Source organism: Paenibacillus sanfengchensis, from assembly GCF_036864765.1.
Taxonomy (GTDB): domain Bacteria; phylum Bacillota; class Bacilli; order Paenibacillales; family Paenibacillaceae; genus Fontibacillus; species Fontibacillus sanfengchensis.
The window spans coordinates 483,087-506,226 of record NZ_JBAGJC010000003.1; the positions used below are offsets into that span (position 1 = coordinate 483,087).

At 38.5% G+C, this 23,140-nt stretch carries 31 protein-coding genes and 2 pseudogenes; 2 read left to right on the forward strand and 31 right to left on the reverse strand.

Going from position 1 to position 23,140, the window contains the following annotated elements; translation table 11 throughout:
- Position 1 precedes the first annotated feature (1 nt).
- The 8 genes from V4U84_RS08510 to V4U84_RS08545 form a co-directional block, all read right to left on the reverse strand.
- On the reverse strand, positions 2-586 hold the full coding sequence (locus V4U84_RS08510; RefSeq protein WP_334073552.1) for a hypothetical protein: 585 nt from the start codon (positions 584-586) through the stop codon (positions 2-4).
- 23 nt (positions 587-609) lie between these two features.
- Entirely contained in the window at positions 610-756 is a 147-nt protein-coding gene (locus tag V4U84_RS08515) for a hypothetical protein (RefSeq protein WP_334073551.1), read from the reverse strand.
- Positions 757-839: 83 nt separating this feature from the next.
- Entirely contained in the window at positions 840-1,103 is a 264-nt protein-coding gene (locus tag V4U84_RS08520; protein ID WP_334073550.1) for a hypothetical protein, read from the reverse strand.
- A gap of 223 nt (positions 1,104-1,326) precedes the next feature.
- Entirely contained in the window at positions 1,327-1,563 is a 237-nt protein-coding gene (locus V4U84_RS08525; RefSeq protein WP_334073549.1) for a hypothetical protein, read from the reverse strand.
- A gap of 271 nt (positions 1,564-1,834) precedes the next feature.
- Positions 1,835-2,371, reverse strand: coding sequence for a 3'-5' exonuclease (locus V4U84_RS08530; RefSeq protein WP_334073548.1), 537 nt, complete (start codon positions 2,369-2,371; stop codon positions 1,835-1,837).
- Positions 2,372-2,639: 268 nt separating this feature from the next.
- Positions 2,640-3,113, reverse strand: coding sequence for a hypothetical protein (locus tag V4U84_RS08535; protein ID WP_334073547.1), 474 nt, complete (start codon positions 3,111-3,113; stop codon positions 2,640-2,642).
- Between the two features lie 195 nt (positions 3,114-3,308).
- Positions 3,309-3,836, reverse strand: coding sequence for a hypothetical protein (locus V4U84_RS08540; RefSeq protein WP_334073546.1), 528 nt, complete (start codon positions 3,834-3,836; stop codon positions 3,309-3,311).
- Between the two features lie 4 nt (positions 3,837-3,840).
- Positions 3,841-6,138, reverse strand: a complete 2,298-nt coding sequence (locus tag V4U84_RS08545) for a nucleic acid/nucleotide deaminase domain-containing protein (protein ID WP_334073545.1) — start codon at positions 6,136-6,138, stop codon at positions 3,841-3,843.
- A gap of 191 nt (positions 6,139-6,329) precedes the next feature.
- On the opposite strand from V4U84_RS08545, the gene V4U84_RS08550 reads away from it, so the two are divergent.
- On the forward strand, positions 6,330-6,671 hold the full coding sequence (locus V4U84_RS08550; protein ID WP_148456725.1) for a winged helix-turn-helix transcriptional regulator: 342 nt from the start codon (positions 6,330-6,332) through the stop codon (positions 6,669-6,671).
- A gap of 9 nt (positions 6,672-6,680) precedes the next feature.
- On the opposite strand, the gene V4U84_RS08555 is transcribed toward V4U84_RS08550, so the two are convergent.
- Positions 6,681-6,962, reverse strand: a complete 282-nt coding sequence (locus V4U84_RS08555; protein ID WP_334073544.1) for a DUF6809 family protein — start codon at positions 6,960-6,962, stop codon at positions 6,681-6,683.
- A 180-nt stretch (positions 6,963-7,142) separates the two neighbouring features.
- Between V4U84_RS08555 and V4U84_RS08560 the strand changes: the two genes are divergently transcribed.
- Complete coding sequence (locus V4U84_RS08560; protein WP_334073543.1) at positions 7,143-7,346, forward strand: helix-turn-helix domain-containing protein; 204 nt, start codon at positions 7,143-7,145, stop codon at positions 7,344-7,346.
- Between the two features lie 654 nt (positions 7,347-8,000).
- Here V4U84_RS08560 and V4U84_RS08565 read toward each other — a convergent pair.
- From V4U84_RS08565 to V4U84_RS08670, 22 genes and pseudogenes are all read right to left on the reverse strand, one after another.
- Positions 8,001-8,294, reverse strand: a complete 294-nt coding sequence (locus V4U84_RS08565; protein ID WP_334073542.1) for a hypothetical protein — start codon at positions 8,292-8,294, stop codon at positions 8,001-8,003.
- 3 nt (positions 8,295-8,297) lie between these two features.
- Entirely contained in the window at positions 8,298-9,125 is an 828-nt protein-coding gene (locus V4U84_RS08570) for a hypothetical protein (protein WP_334073541.1), read from the reverse strand.
- A 223-nt stretch (positions 9,126-9,348) separates the two neighbouring features.
- Positions 9,349-9,918, reverse strand: coding sequence for a suppressor of fused domain protein (locus tag V4U84_RS08575; RefSeq protein ID WP_334073540.1), 570 nt, complete (start codon positions 9,916-9,918; stop codon positions 9,349-9,351).
- A gap of 4 nt (positions 9,919-9,922) precedes the next feature.
- Positions 9,923-10,369: a hypothetical protein gene (locus V4U84_RS08580; RefSeq protein WP_334073539.1), complete on the reverse strand. Its 447-nt coding sequence runs from the start codon at positions 10,367-10,369 to the stop codon at positions 9,923-9,925.
- A 179-nt stretch (positions 10,370-10,548) separates the two neighbouring features.
- A complete protein-coding gene (locus V4U84_RS08585; RefSeq protein WP_334077025.1) occupies positions 10,549-10,800 on the reverse strand; it encodes a hypothetical protein in 252 nt (83 codons plus the stop codon).
- Between the two features lie 172 nt (positions 10,801-10,972).
- On the reverse strand, positions 10,973-11,527 hold the full coding sequence (locus V4U84_RS08590) for a hypothetical protein (protein ID WP_334073537.1): 555 nt from the start codon (positions 11,525-11,527) through the stop codon (positions 10,973-10,975).
- Positions 11,528-11,619: 92 nt separating this feature from the next.
- Positions 11,620-11,898, reverse strand: a complete 279-nt coding sequence (locus V4U84_RS08595; protein WP_334073536.1) for a hypothetical protein — start codon at positions 11,896-11,898, stop codon at positions 11,620-11,622.
- Positions 11,899-11,973: 75 nt separating this feature from the next.
- The gene (locus V4U84_RS08600) at positions 11,974-12,306 is read right to left on the reverse strand and encodes a hypothetical protein (RefSeq protein ID WP_334073535.1); all 333 of its coding nucleotides are present in this window, start codon (positions 12,304-12,306) and stop codon (positions 11,974-11,976) included.
- A gap of 86 nt (positions 12,307-12,392) precedes the next feature.
- The gene (locus V4U84_RS08605) at positions 12,393-13,046 is read right to left on the reverse strand and encodes an SMI1/KNR4 family protein (RefSeq protein ID WP_334073534.1); all 654 of its coding nucleotides are present in this window, start codon (positions 13,044-13,046) and stop codon (positions 12,393-12,395) included.
- Complete coding sequence (locus V4U84_RS08610; RefSeq protein WP_334073533.1) at positions 13,027-13,833, reverse strand: SMI1/KNR4 family protein; 807 nt, start codon at positions 13,831-13,833, stop codon at positions 13,027-13,029. Before V4U84_RS08610 ends, V4U84_RS08605 begins: the two co-directional genes overlap by 20 nt.
- Before the next feature lie 234 nt (positions 13,834-14,067).
- A complete protein-coding gene (locus V4U84_RS08615) occupies positions 14,068-14,571 on the reverse strand; it encodes an SMI1/KNR4 family protein (protein WP_334073532.1) in 504 nt (167 codons plus the stop codon).
- Between the two features lie 212 nt (positions 14,572-14,783).
- Positions 14,784-16,142: an IS4 family transposase gene (locus V4U84_RS08620; RefSeq protein ID WP_334073531.1), complete on the reverse strand. Its 1,359-nt coding sequence runs from the start codon at positions 16,140-16,142 to the stop codon at positions 14,784-14,786.
- A 125-nt stretch (positions 16,143-16,267) separates the two neighbouring features.
- The gene (locus V4U84_RS08625; protein WP_334077026.1) at positions 16,268-16,873 is read right to left on the reverse strand and encodes an Imm3 family immunity protein; all 606 of its coding nucleotides are present in this window, start codon (positions 16,871-16,873) and stop codon (positions 16,268-16,270) included.
- 157 nt (positions 16,874-17,030) lie between these two features.
- Positions 17,031-17,308, reverse strand: a pseudogene (locus V4U84_RS08630) (transposase); the annotation flags it as partial.
- 400 nt (positions 17,309-17,708) lie between these two features.
- On the reverse strand, positions 17,709-18,191 hold the full coding sequence (locus tag V4U84_RS08635; RefSeq protein WP_334073529.1) for a hypothetical protein: 483 nt from the start codon (positions 18,189-18,191) through the stop codon (positions 17,709-17,711).
- Between the two features lie 339 nt (positions 18,192-18,530).
- Positions 18,531-18,968, reverse strand: coding sequence for a hypothetical protein (locus V4U84_RS08640; RefSeq protein WP_334073527.1), 438 nt, complete (start codon positions 18,966-18,968; stop codon positions 18,531-18,533).
- Positions 18,969-18,988: 20 nt separating this feature from the next.
- Positions 18,989-19,197 (reverse strand): annotated as a pseudogene (locus V4U84_RS08645) (ankyrin repeat domain-containing protein); the annotation flags it as partial.
- A 95-nt stretch (positions 19,198-19,292) separates the two neighbouring features.
- Complete coding sequence (locus V4U84_RS08650; protein ID WP_334073960.1) at positions 19,293-19,565, reverse strand: DUF6809 family protein; 273 nt, start codon at positions 19,563-19,565, stop codon at positions 19,293-19,295.
- A gap of 679 nt (positions 19,566-20,244) precedes the next feature.
- The gene (locus V4U84_RS08655; RefSeq protein WP_334073526.1) at positions 20,245-21,102 is read right to left on the reverse strand and encodes a barstar family protein; all 858 of its coding nucleotides are present in this window, start codon (positions 21,100-21,102) and stop codon (positions 20,245-20,247) included.
- Between the two features lie 61 nt (positions 21,103-21,163).
- The gene (locus V4U84_RS08660) at positions 21,164-21,721 is read right to left on the reverse strand and encodes a hypothetical protein (RefSeq protein WP_334073525.1); all 558 of its coding nucleotides are present in this window, start codon (positions 21,719-21,721) and stop codon (positions 21,164-21,166) included.
- A gap of 197 nt (positions 21,722-21,918) precedes the next feature.
- On the reverse strand, positions 21,919-22,497 hold the full coding sequence (locus V4U84_RS08665) for a hypothetical protein (RefSeq protein WP_334077056.1): 579 nt from the start codon (positions 22,495-22,497) through the stop codon (positions 21,919-21,921).
- Positions 22,428-23,024 (reverse strand): hypothetical protein, encoded by a 597-nt coding sequence (locus V4U84_RS08670; RefSeq protein ID WP_334077027.1) that lies wholly within the window; start codon positions 23,022-23,024, stop codon positions 22,428-22,430. The genes V4U84_RS08665 and V4U84_RS08670 overlap by 70 nt, the downstream gene beginning before the upstream one ends.
- Positions 23,025-23,140: the final 116 nt, after the last annotated feature.

The following is a 23,140-nucleotide window of genomic DNA, read 5'->3' on the forward strand; positions in this document are numbered from 1 at the left end:
TTTAGAGGTTAGTAAATGTTGAATCGGGGCTGTAATCCCAATAATCCTTACTCACCAAGCCATTGCATTCACATTCAACTGTTTTTTGAAAAAGAGGACGCATCGCTCTAATAATAGTCGGACTATCGTATTGTAAATTTCCATTTAACAATATAGCTTCGCCGGCTCCATTATTTTTGTGGAACCAGCCTTTACCCTTAAGTTCGTCATTTTGATAAAACCTTACGGATATCCAGTAACCATTTACTGAATCGGGCCAATTCATCACTTTTATATCATTTATTGATAGTAACTCAACAGTACAGGCTTCATTGGTAGGTACGAAAATATCCCCGTCTGCAGCACTTGATCCAGATTCGTCTAAGGTTGCAGGCATTACTTTTGATAAAAAAAACGCATCTTTAGCTTCGGGAGAAGGGGTGATATGCCCGCCGAAATTCAGAGCACTGACCCTTTTACCGCTTCTGATTCCCGTGTATTCCGTGATTCTCAGTTGTTCTACATCCAGCGGGATTATGGTTGATGGAGTGACTTTTTTATCTCGGAGTTTCAGAGGACGTAAGGAATGTTCAAATAAGATAAACAAACCTTATTTCTCCTTTCGAGCTGTTATAATCCAGTTTCATAGTCTTCTATTAGATGTGACCAATATCCTTCAACATCTTTCATTGCTATGGGATCAATTTGGTCATAAAGCTTGCGTAGTTCTCGCGCATATTTTTGAGTAGTATATTCACCATCTTGTCTCATTTTCATTGCCAATTCATTTCTTATTAAGTGAAACAAAAAAATGTTCGCAAGTTTTTCCGATCTCAAACGTACGGGATATAAATTGAATGCTAATAAGGACATTGGTATCCACACCATGATCTTCGAGATTCATCTCTCGAAAAACGTTCTAGATATTCCTCCTCTTCATCTAAATCAATGCTCATAGAAAAATAGGTGCAACCGACATTTACGTGTTGGGTATAGGAATCAGCCCATACTTCTACCTCATAATCAATTAATTCTACAAAAAATACTTCGCACAAGATATTGTAGAGCAACCTCCCCAATTCTTCCCTGGGCAAATTAGAACCAACTGATAAACTAAAATCCATCCTCTTCAAACCTCCAGTACGCTTTAAAAAAGGTGAATAAGCCCTGCGTGCCCACTATAGAATTACAGTTTTAATGAATCCTTCAATTCCCTATACTCATCTGTCATTAAATCATTTACGGTCACATGAGTGATATAATTCTCATAATCAACACCCATATTTACGTGTAGCATAACTTAATTCCGTATCACTATAATTCTCCGGTAAATTTCATACATAATATTTATAAGCTTATTTTTTTATCCAAACCCAAATTTTCAATCACATTATTATCTTTATAGTCAATCATTACTTTGAAATCGTTATTTGGACAAAAGACAGAAGGATGTTTCCCACTACCCAATTTATTTATAATAAGCAGTTCACCACACTTTGGACAGTACACTTCTTCCCCGGCCATAGCTCTATCAGCAATTTGTTGTAAAACTCTAATCTCCTTTATATACTCATTTTCATTCATATCTTTGCTCCTTTCTGTATGACAACTCCGGATAAAGTCAATCCACCTGATTGATGATATTCGAATTACACGTTACATTTCTTGGAAAATGTTAAGTCCAGAATAGCACAGTATATGCCCTCCTCCACCTAAGAATCTGTTCGGTGGGACCTTCAATTTGTCAGTTTCTAAAAAAGAACCAACAACATTTTGCTTCAAAGGGTACTTCTCATCTAGTACATTAAGTATTGATTTATGTAAAAACACCCTATGACAAACCTCGAATGTATTATCAGAACGTCAATTGATCAAATATTCTAACAAAAATCTTTGATATATTTTTAGCATCATCAATTCCTCGGTGATATGTTCCATCCAAAGGCAAATTAAACATCTTAAGTGCTCTTTGCATACCTATTCCTTTTTCTAAACCGATCATCTTTCCATGTTGATGTTTAATGCTAATATGCTTTTGTAACCATTCAGTGTCTATCCTATGTAATTCGCAATCTTTCTTTAATTGGCTTTTATCATAAAATCCCCAAGAGCAAAGATAATACGGTTCGCTCTTACCAATCCATTCACGAAACTTAAAGATGGCCTGTTCAAACCCTGGGGCAGCATTAACATCTTCTTGAGTGATCGAAGTGAGTTTTTTGCAGAAGTCAGATAACTGAGGGTGTAGTTTAGGTTTAATGAAAGTTTGAAACTCACTAACCATCTCAAGTTCCTCATTTAATTTAACTGCACCAATCTCAATAATTTCGTTTGGTTTTGATCGCTCATTTTCCCAACAGGTTGCTTCTAAATCAAAAATAATATAGTTCATGTTATTCTCCTATTCCTAATATTTCTGTTCGCTAAGGTCTGTAGAATTCATTGTTTTACCAAATTCCCAATTTATAACCCCCTAGCAGTTAAGCTTATACATTCTCTATCTTCACAAAATATCCTATATGAGGTCAAATTTCCTTGAAACATAAGTTTTTTACTACAGCGAGGACAGACAAGATCAGTATCTCCTTTTGTACAAATCTGTACACGAATCGAATGTTTCATCTGCGTAGCCCTCCAGTTCTGCAAGCTGAGCTACCTTTTCAGCTAGTATCTGCCTTGTTTGTTCCTTCCAGACGTTCTTCTGCATCCTGAATCATTTTCGCCGCAGCCGCCTTTGCATCTTCAAGTTCTTGTTGCTGCCGATCTAGAACTGTCTGGTTATACTGCACAAGTTTCCTGCAATCGGACGCTTCTTGCTCTAGTCTGTCTATGAGTTGTAATGCTTGCTGGCGCGGCAGTCCATCTTTCTGATTTGCTACCACATCCAAATGTTTCGCATGTTTCAACAACTGCTGAATCTCTTCGCTAATCTGAAAATCTGTACGTCCTGATCGCTGTAGCACTGCCGCCTGCTCACGTAATTCCCTTGCTTGCTGACAATAACCACGAATTTCATTCATAAACTGCTCGTATGCTGCTCGTGCCTGAGCAATAGACCTCACTTCTTTTTCTGCTTCCTGTGCTAGTTGCTGGTTCTTCAACTCTTCTGCCACTACCTGTTCACGTTTTGCCATTCGTTTCATCCTCCTTTGATTTTGGGCACGCAAAAAAGGCTCATTCCTACTCATAAAACAAGTTGGAAAGAGCTTTGAAAGTTTATCAAGTGTTTGAATCAGTTAGTGTTTGGTTTGTTGGTTGTATTGTACGATCTCGTTGTTGGGGTTGTAAAGTAAGTTACACAATATTTCTGGCACATCCTTCGTACGGTTTCATAATCCAGTTTCATAGTCTTCTATTAGATGTGACCAGTATCCATCAAGATCTTTCATTGCTACGGGATCAATTTGCTCATACAACTTCCGTAGCTCTCGTGCATATTTTTGTTCATTATATTCACTTTCTTGTTTCATTTTCATTGCTAATTCATTCCTTATTAATTCAAACAAAAAAAATGTTCTTAAGTTTTTATTTAGCATATAAATTGGTGGCTTATGATGGGATGAATTAATAAAAAGTCCATCACTACCTTTTTTTAAGTAAAGTGCATTCGGGTCAAGTATACCGTAACATGAATAATGACCAATATTAATAAATTCTACACCTTCAATTAATGTTTCTTTAAAAGTATCCCTTCCATAGAATACAAAATCATCATAATTCTCTGGTACTCCAATAGATACCATAAAGTCAGCATCATCATGACTTATACCAAGTCTCACCAATTCGTTGTAATCATAGTCTCGTAATTCAGAATCATAATACTCTCGAATTTCACAAATATCAAAATCCAAATCCATACTCTCACTCCTCCTTTAACTTTTCAAGTATTTTAGCTAATTCAGCATTTCCACGATTTCTTGAATCGGGATCCCCATACTCAACACTGTAGGTTACTTCAGCATCAGGAAATTTTGTGGCAAGTAGATCTTTACAATTATGACCACCAAGAATGCAAGGTTCCCTTTCAGTATATACACGATGAACAACATACGTCTGTCCATTTTTTTCCGAGAAAATTTTGTCCTCATATAGAACCATTTCGGAATGCACATTTCTGTCCTTTACTTTTCCACTCGGCCTTACTTCTGTTCTCTTTGTACTTTCAAAAACCTTCAAAGTACGAACGCCATCTACTTCAATCTCTGCCACTACGAGATTCCTTAAGTCAAACGCTTTATTTTCAATTCGATACTTTTTCGCCATTGCGCTTAAATCTGTTTCACCATACCCAACTTGTATCGGAGGTTTCGAATTAGCATCTCTATTACCCGTGCTATCTTTACTATCTTTACCCTTCCCACTAGTCTCCCGTGTAACATTTTCATCTCCGTATTTAGATTTAAAATATGCATCCCAATCCTCGGCGAACATGGGATTCTGAGCTCTCCTACTGCCACCATTACCCGTCCCCTCAATCCCCTTCCCCTCTACCTTATCCAACTCCGTAGTCGTGTTAACCTTAAACGCTCCACTACTTTTATTCAAATCGGGAATGGAAGGCTTGGTGGGTTTCATTTTAACCGGACTTGTAAGCATGGCCGCCAGGCCGATGCTGTTTAGCCAATGCTCCTTGGAATAGGCTTCTTCCGGATGAACGGCCCCCACAAACGTTTGATGCACCCCGGATAATAACCCGGAAGATAACCAATCTATATAGTCATAAGTTGATTCGTTCCGCTTCTCCCCTCGAGCTACATAGCCATCGTAAATCCCCTTAGGAATGCCCATGGTCAGATAGTTCAAAAAATCGCCCGGCGAATCAAACGCCTTCTGAAACCGCGCATCGGAGGCGGCCAGCATATCGGAGCCGATTTCCTTGAAGCTGTCGATGGACTTTTCAAATCCGTTTCTCGTGTCTTTCATTTTTCCCAACATGTCCGGGATATAGCACACATTAAAAAGATTAGGGGTCTGCTCGATCAGTCCCTTTTCCAAATAAATCAGGTTCAGCAGCTTGTAGTCTATTTTACCATCAACCCCAAAGCTGTGTTGCAGTTCCTTCGAAAGCCCGCTTCGGTTGAACTCCGCTTGAAAGGCCTCGATCGCTTGCAGCAGCTCGGGACTATACTCCCCCGTAATCTCACCTTGAAAAAGACCCTTCTCCGCTAAATGCTGCTGCACATACTCGATGTTCGGTTTCGGTATGCCTTCGTTATACTCTGCAATTTTCAAAGCGATTTCCTTGCGTTTGGCCTCCGCCGCGATCGCGCCTGCCTCGATCCGATCATAGCGTTCCCGCGCCCAGGCTTGATACTTGCTATGGGTCATCCCCAAAGCGATAGCAAATCGCTGCTCGCCTATGGTCGGCATCACCGAGCCATCAGTCCTGTACGGATCATACCTCAACGCATCCAAAGGCGACCCTGAATAAAGCGCCCTTAAATCGACCTTCGTGGCGTACCACTTCTCCGACACCCCTAGCTCTTTTAGCTGGGCCCGGGCCTCAACCGCCAATTGATGCACTTCATCCATATACTTGGCATTCCCGAATCTGCCATAGACCGCATATTCCGTCTGACACCGGGCGATTTGGTCAAAAGCGTTCACGATCAGCGTAAGCTGTTGTTCCGCCAATCGCTGTTCTTCCAAGGTTCCATGCTGGAGCATCTCCAAGTACGCCTTGATTTGCTCATCTTCCCTAAACCTGCTCAGTTTCGCTTGAAGCGTGAGTTCCTTGGCTTGCTGCAGGGCTAATTTGACCAGGTCGAATGGACTATATCGTTTCACTAAGTCAAAAAAGAGCTGAGATAGCTGCTTGGGTCCTATGACGAATTTCAGCGGGCTCTTCTTCACAAGATCCTGACTCTTACGCTCGACTTCTATGTACTCTTCCGCCGCCGTTTTAAGTGCATGGCCCTTATTATGTAAACGATCATGTAATTGCTTGGCGTGGTTTCGAGTGTCCGTCAGCACGGCTTCGACCTCAGCAAGCGCCGATTGCACGCCGTACTCCGGATAACCCGCCCTCACTTGAGAGGCGACATTCCTCAACTCCGTCTCCAACTTCGTTACCCGTTCCTCCACAATTTGCTCCAGACGCCTCATATCGTTGGATAACTGAAGCAGCCGATCCGGATCGACACTTTGCTTCATGCTCATTTCCTTCACCTGCTTTACGCGTTACATTTATTGACAAATGCTAAGATCAGAATAGCAGGACTGGGAAATTTTATCATGATGCAGAGGAACTAGCTCCTTTACTTCAAAGTGAAGTTAGGATAAGCTGAACACAACCGAAATAAGCAGTACCCACTTCTATGGTAGGTATTACCCGAAAGGATAGTGTAGATATGGGGATGACGGACTATAAAGGAAAGGTTAGGCGGATCGAGGACACCCCTTTTGGCTATACCCTTTCCGTGATAGGCGGCAAGTGGAAAATGGTGATCATCTATCTTTTGGCGGAGAATCAGCCGGTTCGCTTCAATGATCTGAAACGCCAAATCGGGGCGATTACCTATAAAACCTTGAGTGCGCAACTCAAAGAACTGGAAGCGGACGGCCTGGTCCTGAGAAAAGAATACCCTCAAGTTCCCCCGAAGGTGGAATACCGTCTCACCGAAAAGGCGGAAACTTTATTGCCCGTGCTGGAAGGATTATGTGAGTGGGGAGCGAAGAATCAACATACTTAAAGGGTTTTCCTAGAAAAGTTCTTCCTTTGCGGCGCATACTTCCATCATCATCAACGTTCCGAGCTGAAACCCGTGCACAAATGAAGCGGTGGCATACATTGACTCCGACTGACCGCGTAAATCGAGCAGCTTTTCAAGCTGGTCAAAGTCGTCGGGAGACAGTTTTTCTTTCCAGAAGCACATAGCATCGGATATGCTGTTGTTTATGATGCGGTACTTGGGATTTTGGGGAAGGATGGTTTCCTCTGGACGGAGGTTACCGTAAAATAACGATTCCAAAATACTCTTCATATTTTCTCCTTCCCTTCCAGCAGATTTTAACCACATTTACGATGATCACAGTTGCTAGTAGCGGATTTCCGTTACGCTGTAACGTCACAAGTTAATTATATGACGTTACAGCGTAACGGTCAATGTTTTTTTAGGATATCATGATATATTGGTCAATATATAACTGAAGGAAGGATCATAATGAGGATCAAAATTAAACTGCAGCAAATTCTGGATGAAAGAAATATTTCTCAACGCCAGTTTGCACTGATGGTTAACATGCGCCCCGGAACAATAAACGCCCTCTGTCGAGGAACAACGGACAGAATTTATATCAGCACGCTTGAGCAAATATGTAAGGCACTGAATATTCATATCCATGATCTGATCGATATGGAGGAATAGAGACACAAAACGGGACTTCAAAGTGATAACAAAACCAGGTCAATTGGATAGGCTTATCCCAATCGGCCTGGTTAAGTCAAATTTGATATAGTTTGGGCACCCCACACCCCCTTACTGGGACCAGCTTATCGTATCAGTGGGTGATTCAGAATCATCTTATGAACAAAATAACTAGTTTGAGTAGCCGTTTGGCAGCAAGAATACCACTATACGGACGGGTCAGCTCGCATTCTCGCATTATGGTATTTTTTTTGAGTTATTGTTAACAAGGCTGCTTTAATGGTAATCGGCAACGCCCTAGAACAACGGATATGTTGGGGTCATTTCTAACCGCCTGTTTAACCTCGGCTTCATGATCGGTTCGAAACCAAGCCAGTTCCTGGACTATATCGGGCTGCCACCAAGGCTCCACCCATTTGCGATTCTTAAATACCGTCCTTTCTTTTATATAAGGTATCTGTTTCGTATTTATACATCACGGCATTGAAACAAAGATAATCCCCATTTTCCAAAAAACACAGCAATATATTACTTTTAATTTTCCACAATAAATCAAACTGCTCGAGGATAAAGTAGTTACGAACCTTTTTTAATACCGGCCGAGTATTCATAGGTTGACCTCCGATCCTAATATGCCAAACACTGCATGTTACTCTACATCAGCCTTAATTTCTCGGATAGAACATCGATAACTTTTTGCACAAACACCTTATTTCTAGCTTCATCGTAATAAACTCCCGCGGTTTCAATATTAAGTTTTCTCAATTGCTCCCAGTCATCCATTGCTTGGATCGAATTCAATTCCGTTAACAATTTTTCTACATCTGTTTTATCTTCATATTCTATAAAGTTATCAATCGCCATCCCTAGTTCATTCCATCTGTAACTTATATTAAAATAGGCTGAAATAAACGACTTGTAGGTATTCAAATCCTCATATTCACTCATTCCTTACTCCTTTCCCTGCAACGAAAAAATAACCTCAAACGGATCTTTGCCTTCGAAAAAATCATCATATAATTTCCTTACTTCCGGCGAATCCAAATCTTTTTCTTGCGTATAGATTAACTCTTCGAGCCTTTCCAGAATACGTATTTCCTTTATTGACAGCACGTTTGCCTCAATCAGGGTTTCCTTTCTATTCGGAAGCAAACCTCTGGGCCAACAGTCCGCGTATACCCCCTCATAGGAGTCATACAAGAATGTAATCTGGCTGACTTCCGCATATTTCCGAACATGAGGATGCACCAATAATAAGAACTGGGCAATAATTCCGGAACGCCAGCTTATACTAGACAATTCCTTTGCCTCAGCTAACCATTCCGATCGATCCTTTGACACATTCACCGAATCATCGATTTCTAACCGTGAGAGTATTCGCAATAAATTCTCTTTACTGTCCAGATTTTCAACTAACTTTACGACAACCTCACTTTTGCTAATCCCCGCATGAAAAAAACCATACAAACATTGAATAATGTCATCGATATTGGCAGCATACTCACGCACACATAGCATATATTCATCAAGGAGTTCCAGACAGTATGTCTTATCGACTGCTTCACAACTGTAAAAACACTGGACAAGCGCTTCGATTAATCGTGCCCTATCATACTTATCCTCAATTTTAGGCAGCAATTCTATGAGGAATTGAACGAATTCTTCTCCATAAAAATCAAGTAAAGGAGGGATATTCTTAATCTTTTCGAGTAGAGTAAAAAAAGTGAGATACTCCTCCGTTTCATGATCCTGTGTTAAATAACGGAATACTTCATTCATAGCACTGACTCTTTCAGATAGACTTGCTTCCCTCTTCCACCTCATGGTACTTAAGCTCCTATAATTTGTATATTTAAAGACATACAGGTGATATCGGAAAATCCACCTAGATTATTTAGAAAATATTAACTTTCGCGTTTAAACCAAAAAGCCCACTCCAAAACTTATGGATCAAGTTGGAATGAGCCTGTTATTTTCACGAAATTCAGACTAAGATAGCCCTTTAAACTGCCGATTGTCTATTTACATTAAAGGGGTCAACGTTCTTTTCCTCTAATAAGTCCTCAAATTTTTCTGCTCCGTATTTAGCAAAATAATCGAATTCTGACTGAGAGATATAGAAGGCCGATAGTATTCTGCCAACCTCATCGTTAGTATGAGTACGAACAACACTATATTCTTCTGGAAAAGTGTAGGGTTCAGTAAAATATATTGCGCTTTTATTATATTTTTGAACAAACGTGGGATCCAGGTTTTCAATGCCTCGAATCGCTACCCCAGTACCTATTTGCATTTTGTTACCGATGCAATAAAATAAAGTGCTTGCTAGAAGATATCCAGTACTCCTAAAAGCCCCATCAACTACCATGGATACCTCAACGTTGGCCCCTACGATTTCCTCATACTTACTGAATCCAAGTGAATTGTATACCAAACACTCCTCAAAAACATTTTCATATTGCAGAATCTGTATACTTGGCATTTCATTAGTACTTTTAAACACCTCCCGGCCAATAGGCTCCCTTAAAAAATCGCTAAAATGGTCATAATAAAGTTCTCCATAATTAATCATGTTTTTATTCCTTTATAATAAGATTTTGTAGACTGCCTTGTTCAATGGAGAAGCTTCCAAGATCATCTACTATTTCTCGCATTTGTGGTGTTACTGCAAAACAATCCTCTAAATCTATTTCATCTTCCAGCAGCGCCCAATAGATAATTGTATTCCAGTGGATCATAACATCATTTGTAAGAAAGTATCTAATTTTCTGCCACGCCGCATTTTGTTCTTCGCCGTCAGATATTGCATCATTATATGAACCGACAATCACGATCATGAGGGCGAATTTTTCTTCAACGTTCAGTTCTAGACTTTCGTAATATGAAATGAATTCCGATAATCTTGTCGAATCCGCCACAATATACTCCCAGTCCTGAAAAGGAACATCATCTGGAAATTCTATTTTACTGCGGAGGCTTTTTATAGCCTCTCCGGTAACAAATTCAGGAAACGAATGTTCCATCTTTATCTTACACCCACTTTTATATACTGTTGTTATATATATTTGCGGTAAATGCCCATCATTTATTCCTCGCGATAATAAAATTAGCAAGCGCTTCTTGGCTCTGTAAGATATTGTTGCTTATAAAAAGTAGAAAATCAAATTCCTCGGGGTCAGAATCATAAATGGAGATTCCGGGATCAATATATGTAGATATTCGAACACTCGAAATTTGTATGGCTAAGTTCATGTTCTTTCTTACCTATCATAAAGAATGCATCATGATGCTTTGCAAACACACCAACTATATCGTTGTTTTCCGTAAACCCACAAATTCCATGTTCTTTTTTTGCAACAACTGTGTCTTTATCTACAGTTTTATAGCTGCTCCCATCCCAAATTATATACTTTTGATATTCTGAATAATTGCGTAAGATTATTTCATTGCTCATGGAACCAAATCCTTTCGTTAATGATTGGCCTGTATGTTTATCTAAATTTCCGCCATGGCAAAAAGGCCCACCCCTGACTCTTTGGGTCAAGCTGAAATGAGCCTGTTATTTTCAGTAAATTCAGAATGAGATTGTCCGTCTCCGAATTAGAGGATGAACCTGGATGTCAAACTCAATTACATAGTTCCAAAACGTCATAAAAAACAGCAAGCTCAACAGTTAAACTTCTATTAAAAGACTCTATACCAGGAACCTCCTCCCAATCAAAAATCGTATCACTAGAGTCATACTTATCGTAAAGTTCTATATAACCTTTTTGTTTCAACTTTTCCTTTACTTCCTTTTGGACTTCTAACATATCAAATGTTTGAGGAGCTCCCGATAAATCTAATATTCCATCTAACTTATCTTGTTTAATCCCGTAAAGATAATTCATTTGATACACTGGAATAATTTTAGATACCTGCAAATGAATCTCCTGAGTTAACAAAAACCCGCCCTCACCTTTAACATTTTGTAGTTTTAAGTAGATATCGAAAGAGGGGAAATATCCATCTCTGTTCTCGATTTTCTCAACTTTCTTTAGATCATGAAAATCACCATATAAATTACTTTGTTCCTTACAACAATTGATGTACCATTCATCCAATTCTCTCAGTATAAATAATTTATGAAATAGTTTTTCAAATTCCGGATATTCTTTTACAAATCTAATGGATTGATTCATAGTCACCTTACCTATCCTACTGTCTTCCTTGTTTTTGTGGATATTTTGCTTATGTAAATGCCCCTCCACCAAGTACCATAGCGATTTCGCCGCTATTCCGATAACTTACTTATTAGAATCTGTATAAATTCTCTGTTCCTAGCCTCATCATAATAGATCCCTGCTGTTTCAATATTTACTGAACGCAGATATTCCCAATCATCCAATTTATTTATGTAATTTACTTCTTCTAATAATCTTTCTACATTTTCTTTATCCTCAAGTTCTATAAAATCTTTAATAGTCATTTCAAGATCATCCCATTTGTAACTCATATTAAAATAGGCATCAATAAAGTATTTATAAGTATCTAAACTCACGTTCTCGTTCATTTTTTCCTCCTGATTCAACAAATTTCTGTTTTTAATCTTAAAGGTTATCTGGCACTAATTTCACCCTCTCTATCTCTACCCGTTAGCATGCTTCCATAGCATACTTTCAATCATGGCTACTATTTCTTCTTTACTCTTAGTAGAATAAGTTTCGATGGGGTTGAGCCAGTCCTTATCTTTTATTAAAGATACTTCATATCGGCCATTCGGGTCAGCTTCCGGAGACCAGCCCATGTCCAGTATGAGGCCTGTATGCTGATGAGTTAAATGCAATAATTCCGAGGTAAAGCTCAACCATTTTTGATCATTTTCAAATAATCTCTGCGGATCGATACCAATGAAACCATTATAAGTAACAATCCACGGAGAGGGTATGCGTAACGGTTGTAGATCTGGCAACCCATCCATTTTACTAACCTCCTAAAAGCTTTCGGATAAACTGCTCACCACTTGATATCATAACCAGACATTTTATAAAACCTAGCAGATGATTTTTAAATGACTGATTTAAAATGGATTCTCAATTCTTCACGAAGTGCTTTTTCCAAATATTTTTCAAAGTTGCTTGCTACAGTTACTTTTTCACCAAAATCAAAATCAACAGAAATAATTTCTGTATGAGGGGAAGCAAAACCTATGGGATTGCCGGCACCATCTAATCCAATAACAACAAAATTCTCAATTTCAACGGGAAGAATCCCCCGAAACTTCAGTGATATATCTACAAAAGATGGTGTAGAAACAAACTCCGCCTCAGTTAACCCTAGAACAATTGCTTCACCGACTGCTCCGGAACCATATCTCAAAAGAAACATTCTGAAGTCCTCTGGTAACCTCACTTTAAGCCTGTCCTCAGCCTGGTTCAACATTCTATTCGCCCAATATGAGTAGGGGTGCACCGCAACAGGATCCACTTTTTTAAATTCTTCAATCACTTCTCTTGCACATTGGTACCCTTCCAATTCGTCATCATCCACATTCGGATATTTTGACTCTATCATAGACATAATCGTTTCAAACATTACAAAATCATCATTAATTCTTGTATTACATAGTTCTTTGGTAAATCCATCATATTGGTTTGGAAGATGATTTTCTTCCCTTTCATGTTCTTTTTGGCGAAGCACTTCAATTGTTTCTATTAACATATAATTCAGCTAGTAATGTTTCACCAACATTATCTATTTGTTTATCTAAATCACCTACAATAAACCCACACAAAGCATTATTCCTACTTTCGACGTAAAAGCTAATGCCGTCTTTAAAACCTATGTGATGAGTCAAGTCACTAAACCATACTCTTTGAAAATCATATGTTTTCGAAAATTTACCAATTATGCTAAGAACATCCGATTCATTGTGCCTCTGTATTGCTTCTTTAAGCATGTCAGGTGATCCAGTAAACATTATACACTTATCATAATTTAAACTTTCATATTTACTAAATGCACATTGAAATAACAATTTTTCAAAGTTATCTGCAAAATAACTTACAAACTGGCTGTCCTCATTAGTCATAACAATTTGAGGATTATCAGTTTGGGTAAAATCAAATGATAGTTGACCATCAAATAATTCTATTTGAAAAAAATGTACATATTTATCACTTAAAGTATCTGGTTGTTCCTCATGTATCGCTTCATAAGAAGCAATTATCTCAGAAATTGATGCATATCCTGGAAGTTGAGTTTTAAGTAAACCCTTATCATCCTGCCCCATATATTTTAAATAAATCTCATATTCTTTAGGATAATGATAGTTATATTGATTGATTTGAGTTAGATTTTTCAGCGTATCTATGTCCTCTTCTTTTGCTGGTTCTATTTCATTTACCCATTTTTCATCAAATCTTGAGATATACTTTGATAATCGATCAAAAAGGTTTGTACAATCTCCTTTGGGTGGGATGTGGTTACTTTTTATTGGCATTTGCATATTTCATGTAATCCTCCATATTTTTTATATCACTACACGTTAAACATGGATTCATTGGGTTTGAATTTTCTGCATATGGGTACGGATTTTCTTTTTTAGATGTGCGCCAAGCAGTATCCATACCTGTTATTTTACTTGTTATCAATGTGCAGCATTTACGTAAGTGTCAAACAGCCGCCACCTTATCTGCGAGATGAGGGCTAAACTTCTTGAATCCTCACCGACTCAGAAATGTTAATATCTTGGAAGCTCGCCATTATATTTCTTTATCAAAAACTCAGAAAATGTATTACTAAATTTAATAAAATCACTTTGAGTATATGACTTATCATAACTTTCTTCAAAAAAGTAAACAGGTGGATTATCTCCATCATTTAAGTTAAAAAACCAGTACATATATCCTTGATGTCCCATAAAAACAAATTGTTCATCACCGATTTTTTTATTAAAACCACATTCCTCCAATACCTCCAATGCTCCTTCTTTTAATCCTTTAAATCTTTCCAAATCTTTAAAACTGTAATCAGAGCCATTAAACATAATATAACCTCTACCTGCACATTTCATAAAGGTAACATAAGCTTCTGGCAGTTTTTGTCCATTCGCAATTTCTGTTAACTGCTTCATATCATTTACATTACATGGTATAAGTTCATCATTGAAATGTCCCTTTAAAAACATAAAAAAAGAATCAATGTTGTCTTCACCTAAGTATTTTTCCCTTTTATCGCTGCTCATACAAACTCCTTAATTTGTACTCGAATAACTATAATATTTTCAAAATCTTTTTCAAACATAAAACAGTCCATATACTATAAACTTAATTTAAGTTATTCTTCCAAAACCTCTAATACCTGCTCTATTTGTAATTGAAGCTTTTGTTTCTCATCATCAGATAGTTGATTACCTACTTCATTTACGTTAAAGTTTTTCAAAGTGTTCTTAATGACTCAACTTTCGCAGCATAAAATCGGCAAACAAGCCTTGATGTAACTAGGCAAAACTGCAATCCATTGCTGGAGTTGACGCTGAATCAAAGCCGAGAGTTTTTTGCCCGCCTTCGCAGCGATTTCGTTGATGAGATCGAGTAGTTGCTTCAAAGCAACCGCCCAATCTAGCGTACCGACTTCGTCACACAGCAAATAAAACAAGCCGCCGAATGAGCGCGAGTCTGTGCTTTGTCGATGCTGCCAAGCGAGCAGAATATAGCGCGAAAACACAATTGTGGTATGGCTGACCATCAAATCATAAGAGCGACCTTGAAACTCTTTTTGTAAACGAAGTAGTGATTTGGTGCATTTGAAGAAGACCTCAATGTCCCAGCGGATCGCATAAATGCGGATGATATCCTCCACCGTAAGGGAAAGATCCGTTGTTAGAAGTGCGAGCCATTCGTTCTTCTTAGTACGGTGACGAACAAATACCACGTGAACCGGAATGTTGGGGGCCAACTCAGTCATAATGCAGCGAAGGACGCCACGTTTCTTGCTCTCGACAGAAGACGCGACCGCATACATTTCTTTTAGCGACAATTTACGGCCCTGAACCAGAAAACGCTTATTGTCATTCTTGACCATGCCGATCACGTTCAGCCCACGGGCAACGATTTCGCCAATGAGCGGTACATGCGTGAACCAGCTGTCCATCAATACGTAAGAAGCAGTAGCCCCGGCTGCCAAAGTACGATCCAGCATGGATGCGATCACTTGTGGAGCCGACTGTAGCGCTTCCTGACGGCGCTTGTAGCCATGTGTCCGCTTGTCGATGTTCTTGTTTATGCCGTTGATCGCCGAGTAATTGGAACTGAGTAGCGCGAAATCGAGCGGCAAGAAGGTGTGACCGTCCGACCAACCCATGGTAAGCATGCGAAATCCTTTGTAATACGCGCCAGTGGCATGATCTTTGAATCTGGCAAGCAATTCAACAGCTTTGCTACGATTGCGCTCGAACATCGAATCGTCAACAATGAAAACGGAGTCCCGGTCCGCAGACGTCAGAACACTGACCTTCTGTACCGTGGCGACGCTGAGCGACGTCAAAAAGCGACGCCATGCAAAGCCGGTATGATTAAGGAAACGATAAACGGCATCCTTACCAGGAAACGAGTCTCCCTTGCTGCTTTCAAGCAGACGAAACCAATTTTTCTGGTGAAACAACAGGACGAAGACAAGTTGGAAGAGCCGGAAACAGCTGAAACCAAAACGCTTGCGAAATCCAGCTTGCCGAAGATATTTCATGATGTTCAGTTCTTGAAAAGCAGACTTTAATTCGGTTGGCAGTTGATTTAGATCGTGCTGATGATCTATCATGATGGAAGACACCTCTTCTGTTTGATAGTGATTGCTGGACACTCTCACTGTACCAAACAAAGCGGTGTTTTTCTATTTTGCAAGACAAGTATCTCATTGCTTACAAAGCCAGTAGCTACATTGATTTATGCCAATTTTGGCTCTGCGAAAGTTGAGTTAATGATAATTAAGCGATCAGTATCCCTTAAATGATTTCCCAATAATCGTTCGGCTAATGTAGTATAAACTACAATCTTTTCACCAATAGTATGTTTACAATCTCGTTCAAAACGCATCAATATATCTTCTGCTAGTTCATTAGCAGATTTCGTAGGAATAAAAATTTCATTAAAGTATCTATTTACTTCATTTTTCATTTCTTCATAGTACCAGAAAGTTCTTGGGTAAAAATTCAAAGGTTTTATTTGGATTTCATTTAAAACATAGTTTTTTCTGGTAATCAAATCATGATACTGCTCGTTTGTTAGCTCTTGTTCTATTAATTCAAATGCAATTTCATTAATTTTCTCTGCCAAATATTCTTTTGACTTATAAAACAGATATGGTTGTCTCAATGCAAACTCACCATAAGAAATCAAAATGATAGCTTTCTCAAGGTCACCTCTGTCCATCAGTAATTCAAAATCATCCATAGTTCGTTCTAAAGATTCAGAGTTGTTCATCCCGTTTTGTTTATAACTTTGGTACGTTTCATTAAAGGACTCAAATAATTCTTCATATATACTACTCATATTAAAAGCTCCTTTAATGTGCTGTTGAACCATGATCATCACCATTACCCGTTCCCTAAGTTGTAATCTTAAACTTGGGAATAAAGAAGGTGCAACTCGCTCTTCCAATTACCACCATTATATCAGCTTGCTTTGCGTTAGTCAGAGTTGCCGCCCGATATTCTGTCTTGTGCTTCATCATGCTGTAGATGATGTTTACAAGCCTTCTCATGACGCATATGAGAGCTTGCTTCTTCGTCTTACCTTCTGCTAACTTCCGTTGATAGAACTCGTTAGAACAAGGGATTACGCTGTGTCTTGTTCTTTCCTTTGGCAACTTGGATTTGCTGTACGGCTAGGTTGGAAGATGGCATTCAGTACACGATTACCTTGTCCACTGGCTTGGTCTTTGCCCCTGCCGCCCGAACTAAAGCGTACAGGAGCGATTCCGGCAAAAATTGTAGGAGAGATGCAGGAAGTGTTCTCCTGTGTTGATTCTGATACGGTATTGAAATCCTCTTTCCCCAACCTTCATCCTGCCCCCATAATAGTGACGGATTCGTTCATGGAACTCATTGAAGAAGTCCTAATATACGTCTGTAAAGTCAATGACAATACGGTCTATGGATACCATTACCCACTCATGTTCCGCCCTCTCCCCGAATTTTTTCATGAATTTCGGGCTTAATTAGAGGGCAGGCGGCTAAATCCGAAGCCCATTCACCTTGGGGTAGGGGAAGTATACCCTTTTGCACCGCTTTGTTCATTTCTGGCTGGATTAAATCCCTTTTTTGTTGTCTTTAGTTGGCGGTGTGTTCATGCAGTTCTTGTATCTATAGGCTTTCGAAATTCAAAATTATATATCGTTAATATCAAATGGTTCGTTTTGTGAACGGCTTAACCAGTTACGAACTGGAAAAGATCCTACATTAGTAACATCAATAAAACCTGACCTAACTATAAAATGTACGCCCTTCTCGAATAATCTTATTATTGGATCATAAATGTCTAGATACTTTTGAACTTCTTTAATTTCATCTGATATTACTGATAATTTTAAATATGATTTAATCAAATAATATGCATACATGTTATTATTCACATATTCAAGCATTTCTCTAGAATAAAACTTCTCTGTATCTATGTTGTTATGAAAACCCAATTCATTGGCAATATCAATGACAAAAGGATTTTGAGGCATTACGTTATGGGATACAGAAAAAATAGCCATTCTTCTCAAAAACTCTGCCATTAGTTTCGAATCTTCTCGTGTACCTGCTGTACCAAAAGTTGTCCAATTTACTTTATTTATTCTTTCTATTGCAATTTTACTATACATAATTTTAACCACCCGGCTTATTTTGTATTAGTAGCCATCTGAGTTTTTTAATGCTCTGTTAAAGCTGAATTCCGGATCATTCATAATACCTACCTGGCTGTGCTGGTGCTGCAAAATGAGCGCTCTTGCTGGGATCAGGAAGATAATCGCCTGAAATAGGATCATATGTGGACACATCTTAATGGCCATCCTTGATCCATTAATACTTTCTCCCCCAATTCATGATCTGCCATTTTTCTGAACCACTCTTTCTGAGCAACAGTTAATTCTTGCTTTTGGGCGGTTTTCCATGCACACGCTAAATCAACATCTGCTTGGAAATAGCTTGTCGAATAACTCTTACCTATCATGTAAATCCAGAAAGACATGTTTTTTCATATTAATCACTTCTTGTTCTGTTAATCCTGTATTCTTTGCAACAGTAACAACATCATCTAAACCAACTTTTCTTATTTCAATATAATATTTTTCTAACAATGCTTGGTATCCATCGCCTGGTGCTGGTTCAGGTATATATTTTCTCATTCCATCAGTATAAGGAGTAAATTCACCCGTCCCCTCAACACCATCCTTATTCCCATCCCCCTGATCTTTATCCTTCTTAGGCTCTGGTTCTTGATGTTGTTCAGGCTTTTTGTCGGGTTCGGGTTCGGGATGTCGCTTAGGCGGTGGTGGATCCTTCCGATCCGGGGGATTCGGCTCATTGTTTCTTCGAGTCGGTACTTCAACTTCAATGTCCGGGCCGCCTGCGGGGACCGCTCGGGTTCGGCTGAACATGCTCTGCGCCAGCTTGCTGCCATGTTATCACCAAAATATTTTATAGTTATGTCTATATTATTCTCAACTAACAATTTAACAATCTCAAACCACCATATATTGCTGAAAACAAAGGATTTCTTTCTGGTTCACTGGTATCAATCTCAATATTATGGTTGATATTATATTCTGCAATATCTAAATGTCCTTTTGCAGTTGCTCTTTCAAGGGCATTTGTAGAGTAAATCCCCTCGGAAAATATAAAAGCTTGCTTCTACTTAAAAAAGCAGAAACAAGCTTAAAAAATTTACGTATATACATTTTTTGTTTCCAATGAATACAACCTCAACAATACTCTCCTTTAGCTTTATATACTTCAATCATCATTAACGCACCAAGCTGAAATCCGTGGGAAAAGGAAGCTGTCGTGTGCATCGATTCAACTTGGCCCCGTAAGTCAAGCATCGCCTCAAGCTGATTAAACTCATCGCCAGACAGCTTCCCTTTCCACAATTCCATCGCTTCAGATAGGCTATTGCTAATTTTGCGGTACTTTGGATTTGTTGGGACGATATTTTCCTCCGGATGAATTTCACCATGAAAAAATGCTTCCAGCATACTCTTCAATTCTCATCTTCCTTTCATCTCGACTACAACTCCTTGAAAGTAAGATCTGCGCATGATAGAGTAAATGTGCAGTCTGCTCAAGGCAGTTGCTTGGAGGAAGTGGTAAGGACTTTGTTCAGAGTGTATGCCACTTCCTTTCTTTTACTCAAGTTCATCCAGCTTCTCAATGCCCCGTCTTACAGCTTCATTTCTCGTTATTCTGTGCTTCTTAACATAACGTTCGAGAATATCACTATGCTTTTTATCAAGTCGTACCGTAAGACGTATTTCTTTAGGGTTTTCTGAAAAAGGCCGCCCTATCTTTTTATTGATGGTTCTCACCTCCCGTTTTCATTTATTGGCTGACAAAAACAACATAATAAATGTCTGCCAAAAAGTCAATAACATATATGTCACACATAGAATATTTGAGAAGGAATAATAATAAATTGTGTTCGCTAAATAGCCCCCACCTTGCAGATGGGGGCCAGAGTATAGTAAATGAAGATCATGAAACAGCAAGAGTCTAATCTAAAAGAGACCATGGCAAGAACGGCTCTAGTACGTTGGATTTCAAACTATTTTCTTTTGTTGCCCTAACAGGGAACGCACACATTCGGACAGCTTGCCCGCGCCACCAACAACACAACTCACGTCAACTAGAGAACATTTTGCATTAGTAGTACCATCATTACTCAAATAAAATAAAGACACCTTGATCTTTAATCACCTCAATTAGGGCCTCAAAAAGAGGTCTGTCACCCAATTCTTCAAATTCAGACAGTTCAAATAGCTTATCGTTTATAATCCGCTTATATTGAATTTCCTTAATCCATGAATGAGTATCTAAATACTTTCTCGCTATCAAGTGGTTTTTCCATATAAGAGTAAACGGTGCGTCTGCCCCAAAACCTCCATGTAAGCAATCGATAAGGGAAGAAATATCAAAGCCATAGTAACCTCCTGGCCCATTAATCGCCTCTCCTATTGCGCAAAAGAAAGAGGGATAGTCGGTTACATACGTTCCGTCTAAGTAATATTTAGCCTCAAGCTTAGGTTTTCCACTACATTCAAGCGGTTTGGTGAAATTGTAGTTTTTCACCACTTTCAACCAAGCCCTTCTTCCATCTTCAGAAAGTGTAGCCCATTCACTTTTTTTAAAAGGAGGGGAAACCTTCCACTGGTTCCATATTTGAATTTCAAGATCTGATATGACCTCGTCTAACGACCCTCTCCAACAAATGTCTGTTGGCTCTTCAGGAAATCCAGTTTTATGGTAATAGATATCATCATCAATTGAAAATGAGTACCGTCCTATAGTCTTCTTATTATTATCAATTATACAAATATAAACTAATCTACTTATTGATTCTTTGTGATGACAAAGATATTCTTTTAATTGCTTTGCAAAAACAAACTTTTTTAGTTCTAACTTATGAAATGATGAGTTCTCATCCGAATGAACCTCTCCGTCCAAACCTATTATTTCCTTACAGTAGCCGATATCTAATTCACTATTAGCATCAAGAATTAAAAAATTTAACTCCATTTAATTCAATCCTCCATGACCCCTTATGGTCAATGCACACACATTATACGTTAAGGATATATTAGACAAAATAGGGTAAGGGATCCTCCCAGAGATTTATAGAGAGTTTCATTTCTTGCACTTTTTTTACAGCTCGTTCGCATTCTACTGTACTTCCGATATCAATATAATAGTCATAATCGAATCGAACATACATAGCATCTGATTCCAATTCCGTCCAGATATACCCCCTTAAAGCTAAACGAGTGATGTATTCTACTTCACTGAAGGATAGCTGGGTTCCCTTTTCAATAGTTTCAAAAAAACCGAGCATTTCTTTCGACTCATCCAAGCTAAATCCCCTATTTATAAGACTTTCCTTAATCGCAGTAATACCTAAAGGCCTTTCAAGTTGCTTGATTGCTAAAGTAGATGAGTTTGAACAACTCATAAACCACTGAATAGCCTTAACAAACAAACTCTCAAAGTACAAATATTCGTTTACCGAAAATACCTTACCGTTATAGACCTTTCCAATATCGGATACAGATGTCCAAGTTGGTGTTACATCTACTCTATATAAGGGGAGTTCATCATCTTTATACTTGCAAATTTGCCAAAAGTAATTAATGCTAATCACCTATCCTACACATCAACATGACAGTAAATTCCAAACTATATGGATTTTTATTTCCAAAAAATCAGTATACAGCTCTTTAGCTTCGATTGAGTCTAAATTTCTATCCATAAGTAATAAACTACCTAATCTCACCAATAATTCTGCCTCTCTTGTAGTTATGATCTTCCTTACTATTAACATTTCCGTGCTTTTTTGAGTTAACCACGCACGATATCGTATTCTCTGTTCTTTTTGAACACGCATAGCCAAAGCCCCCAGATGGTTTGGTACCTCCCCCCAATTGGAACTCCCATTGTAACTAAAATTTCAATACCAAATTCATGATCTACGTTTTCAGCTATCTGTAGTAATATCTCATTATTTGAGTAAACTGAAGCCGTAAATGCACCTAAGCATCTTGCAGCAGCCTCAACGGTAGCAGTGCCTTTTGATAGTTGTTGCACATATTCCTCCAGTAACCTGCTCCCATTCTTAGTGTAATATGGAGACTCGACGATGGTCTCAATTAGAAGCGCCTTTAAGCTGTCATCCTTGACTAGAGGAGATATACGAATAAGATGAGAGTAGTTGTCACCCTTTAATTCTTCCAAGTTATACTCATTCTTAAGTATGTTTAGGGCAGCTCTTAAAAGTGTAGCGTCTTCATTTTTCCGGTATCCGCCTGGATTTGCATCCGGCCATAAATGGTAACTAGCCCTTTCCTTTGTCAGTTTTTTCGATAAAGTGACTCGTTTGTTTGAGTTATCTTTAACAACTCGTGAAGTATTTTTTGCCACTGTTTTGCTGTGTCTTGCTCAATATGGATCAAATCAATCATTTGATATTGAAGTACATACTCCTCAAAAGTTTGGTATTCGGTTTCATCATCTGGATAATCAGAGTCCCATTTATAAAACGGGCTGATTTCGAGATATATTTTATCCTCAATATTGTAAATAAATGTTTCATTGCTAACTTCTGTATGTGACGACCAGAGTAGAAATTCCTCGGCTGGGTCACTACGATCTGAATTATCGGTTGTCCATAGCTCATGCATATAAATATTATGGTAAAAGCCAATCCCCTTCTCAACAAAATCACTTTTTAGTTGGAGTTCATTATTCAGTGCTTTCGTAAGCAAGTTATAAAGTTGCTTTACTGCTTCGATAAAAAAATCATGCACAAACAAATCACATATCATTTTTCCATCACGCCAATATTTCAAAGATACGTCAGTAAGAAAAACAACGTCTTGCTTTTCACAAGGTAAATATAATAGAATTTCCTGTGATTTCGATATTTCAAGTCTAATCGTATGAAGCAAACTTCTCCCACCTTTACTGGTTTTTAAAATCATTGATAAGATCAATTGCCTTTTGAGTTAACTTCCCTTTCCCTCCAACTACTCTCACATAACTTGCTTCAGTAAGACTTCTTTAC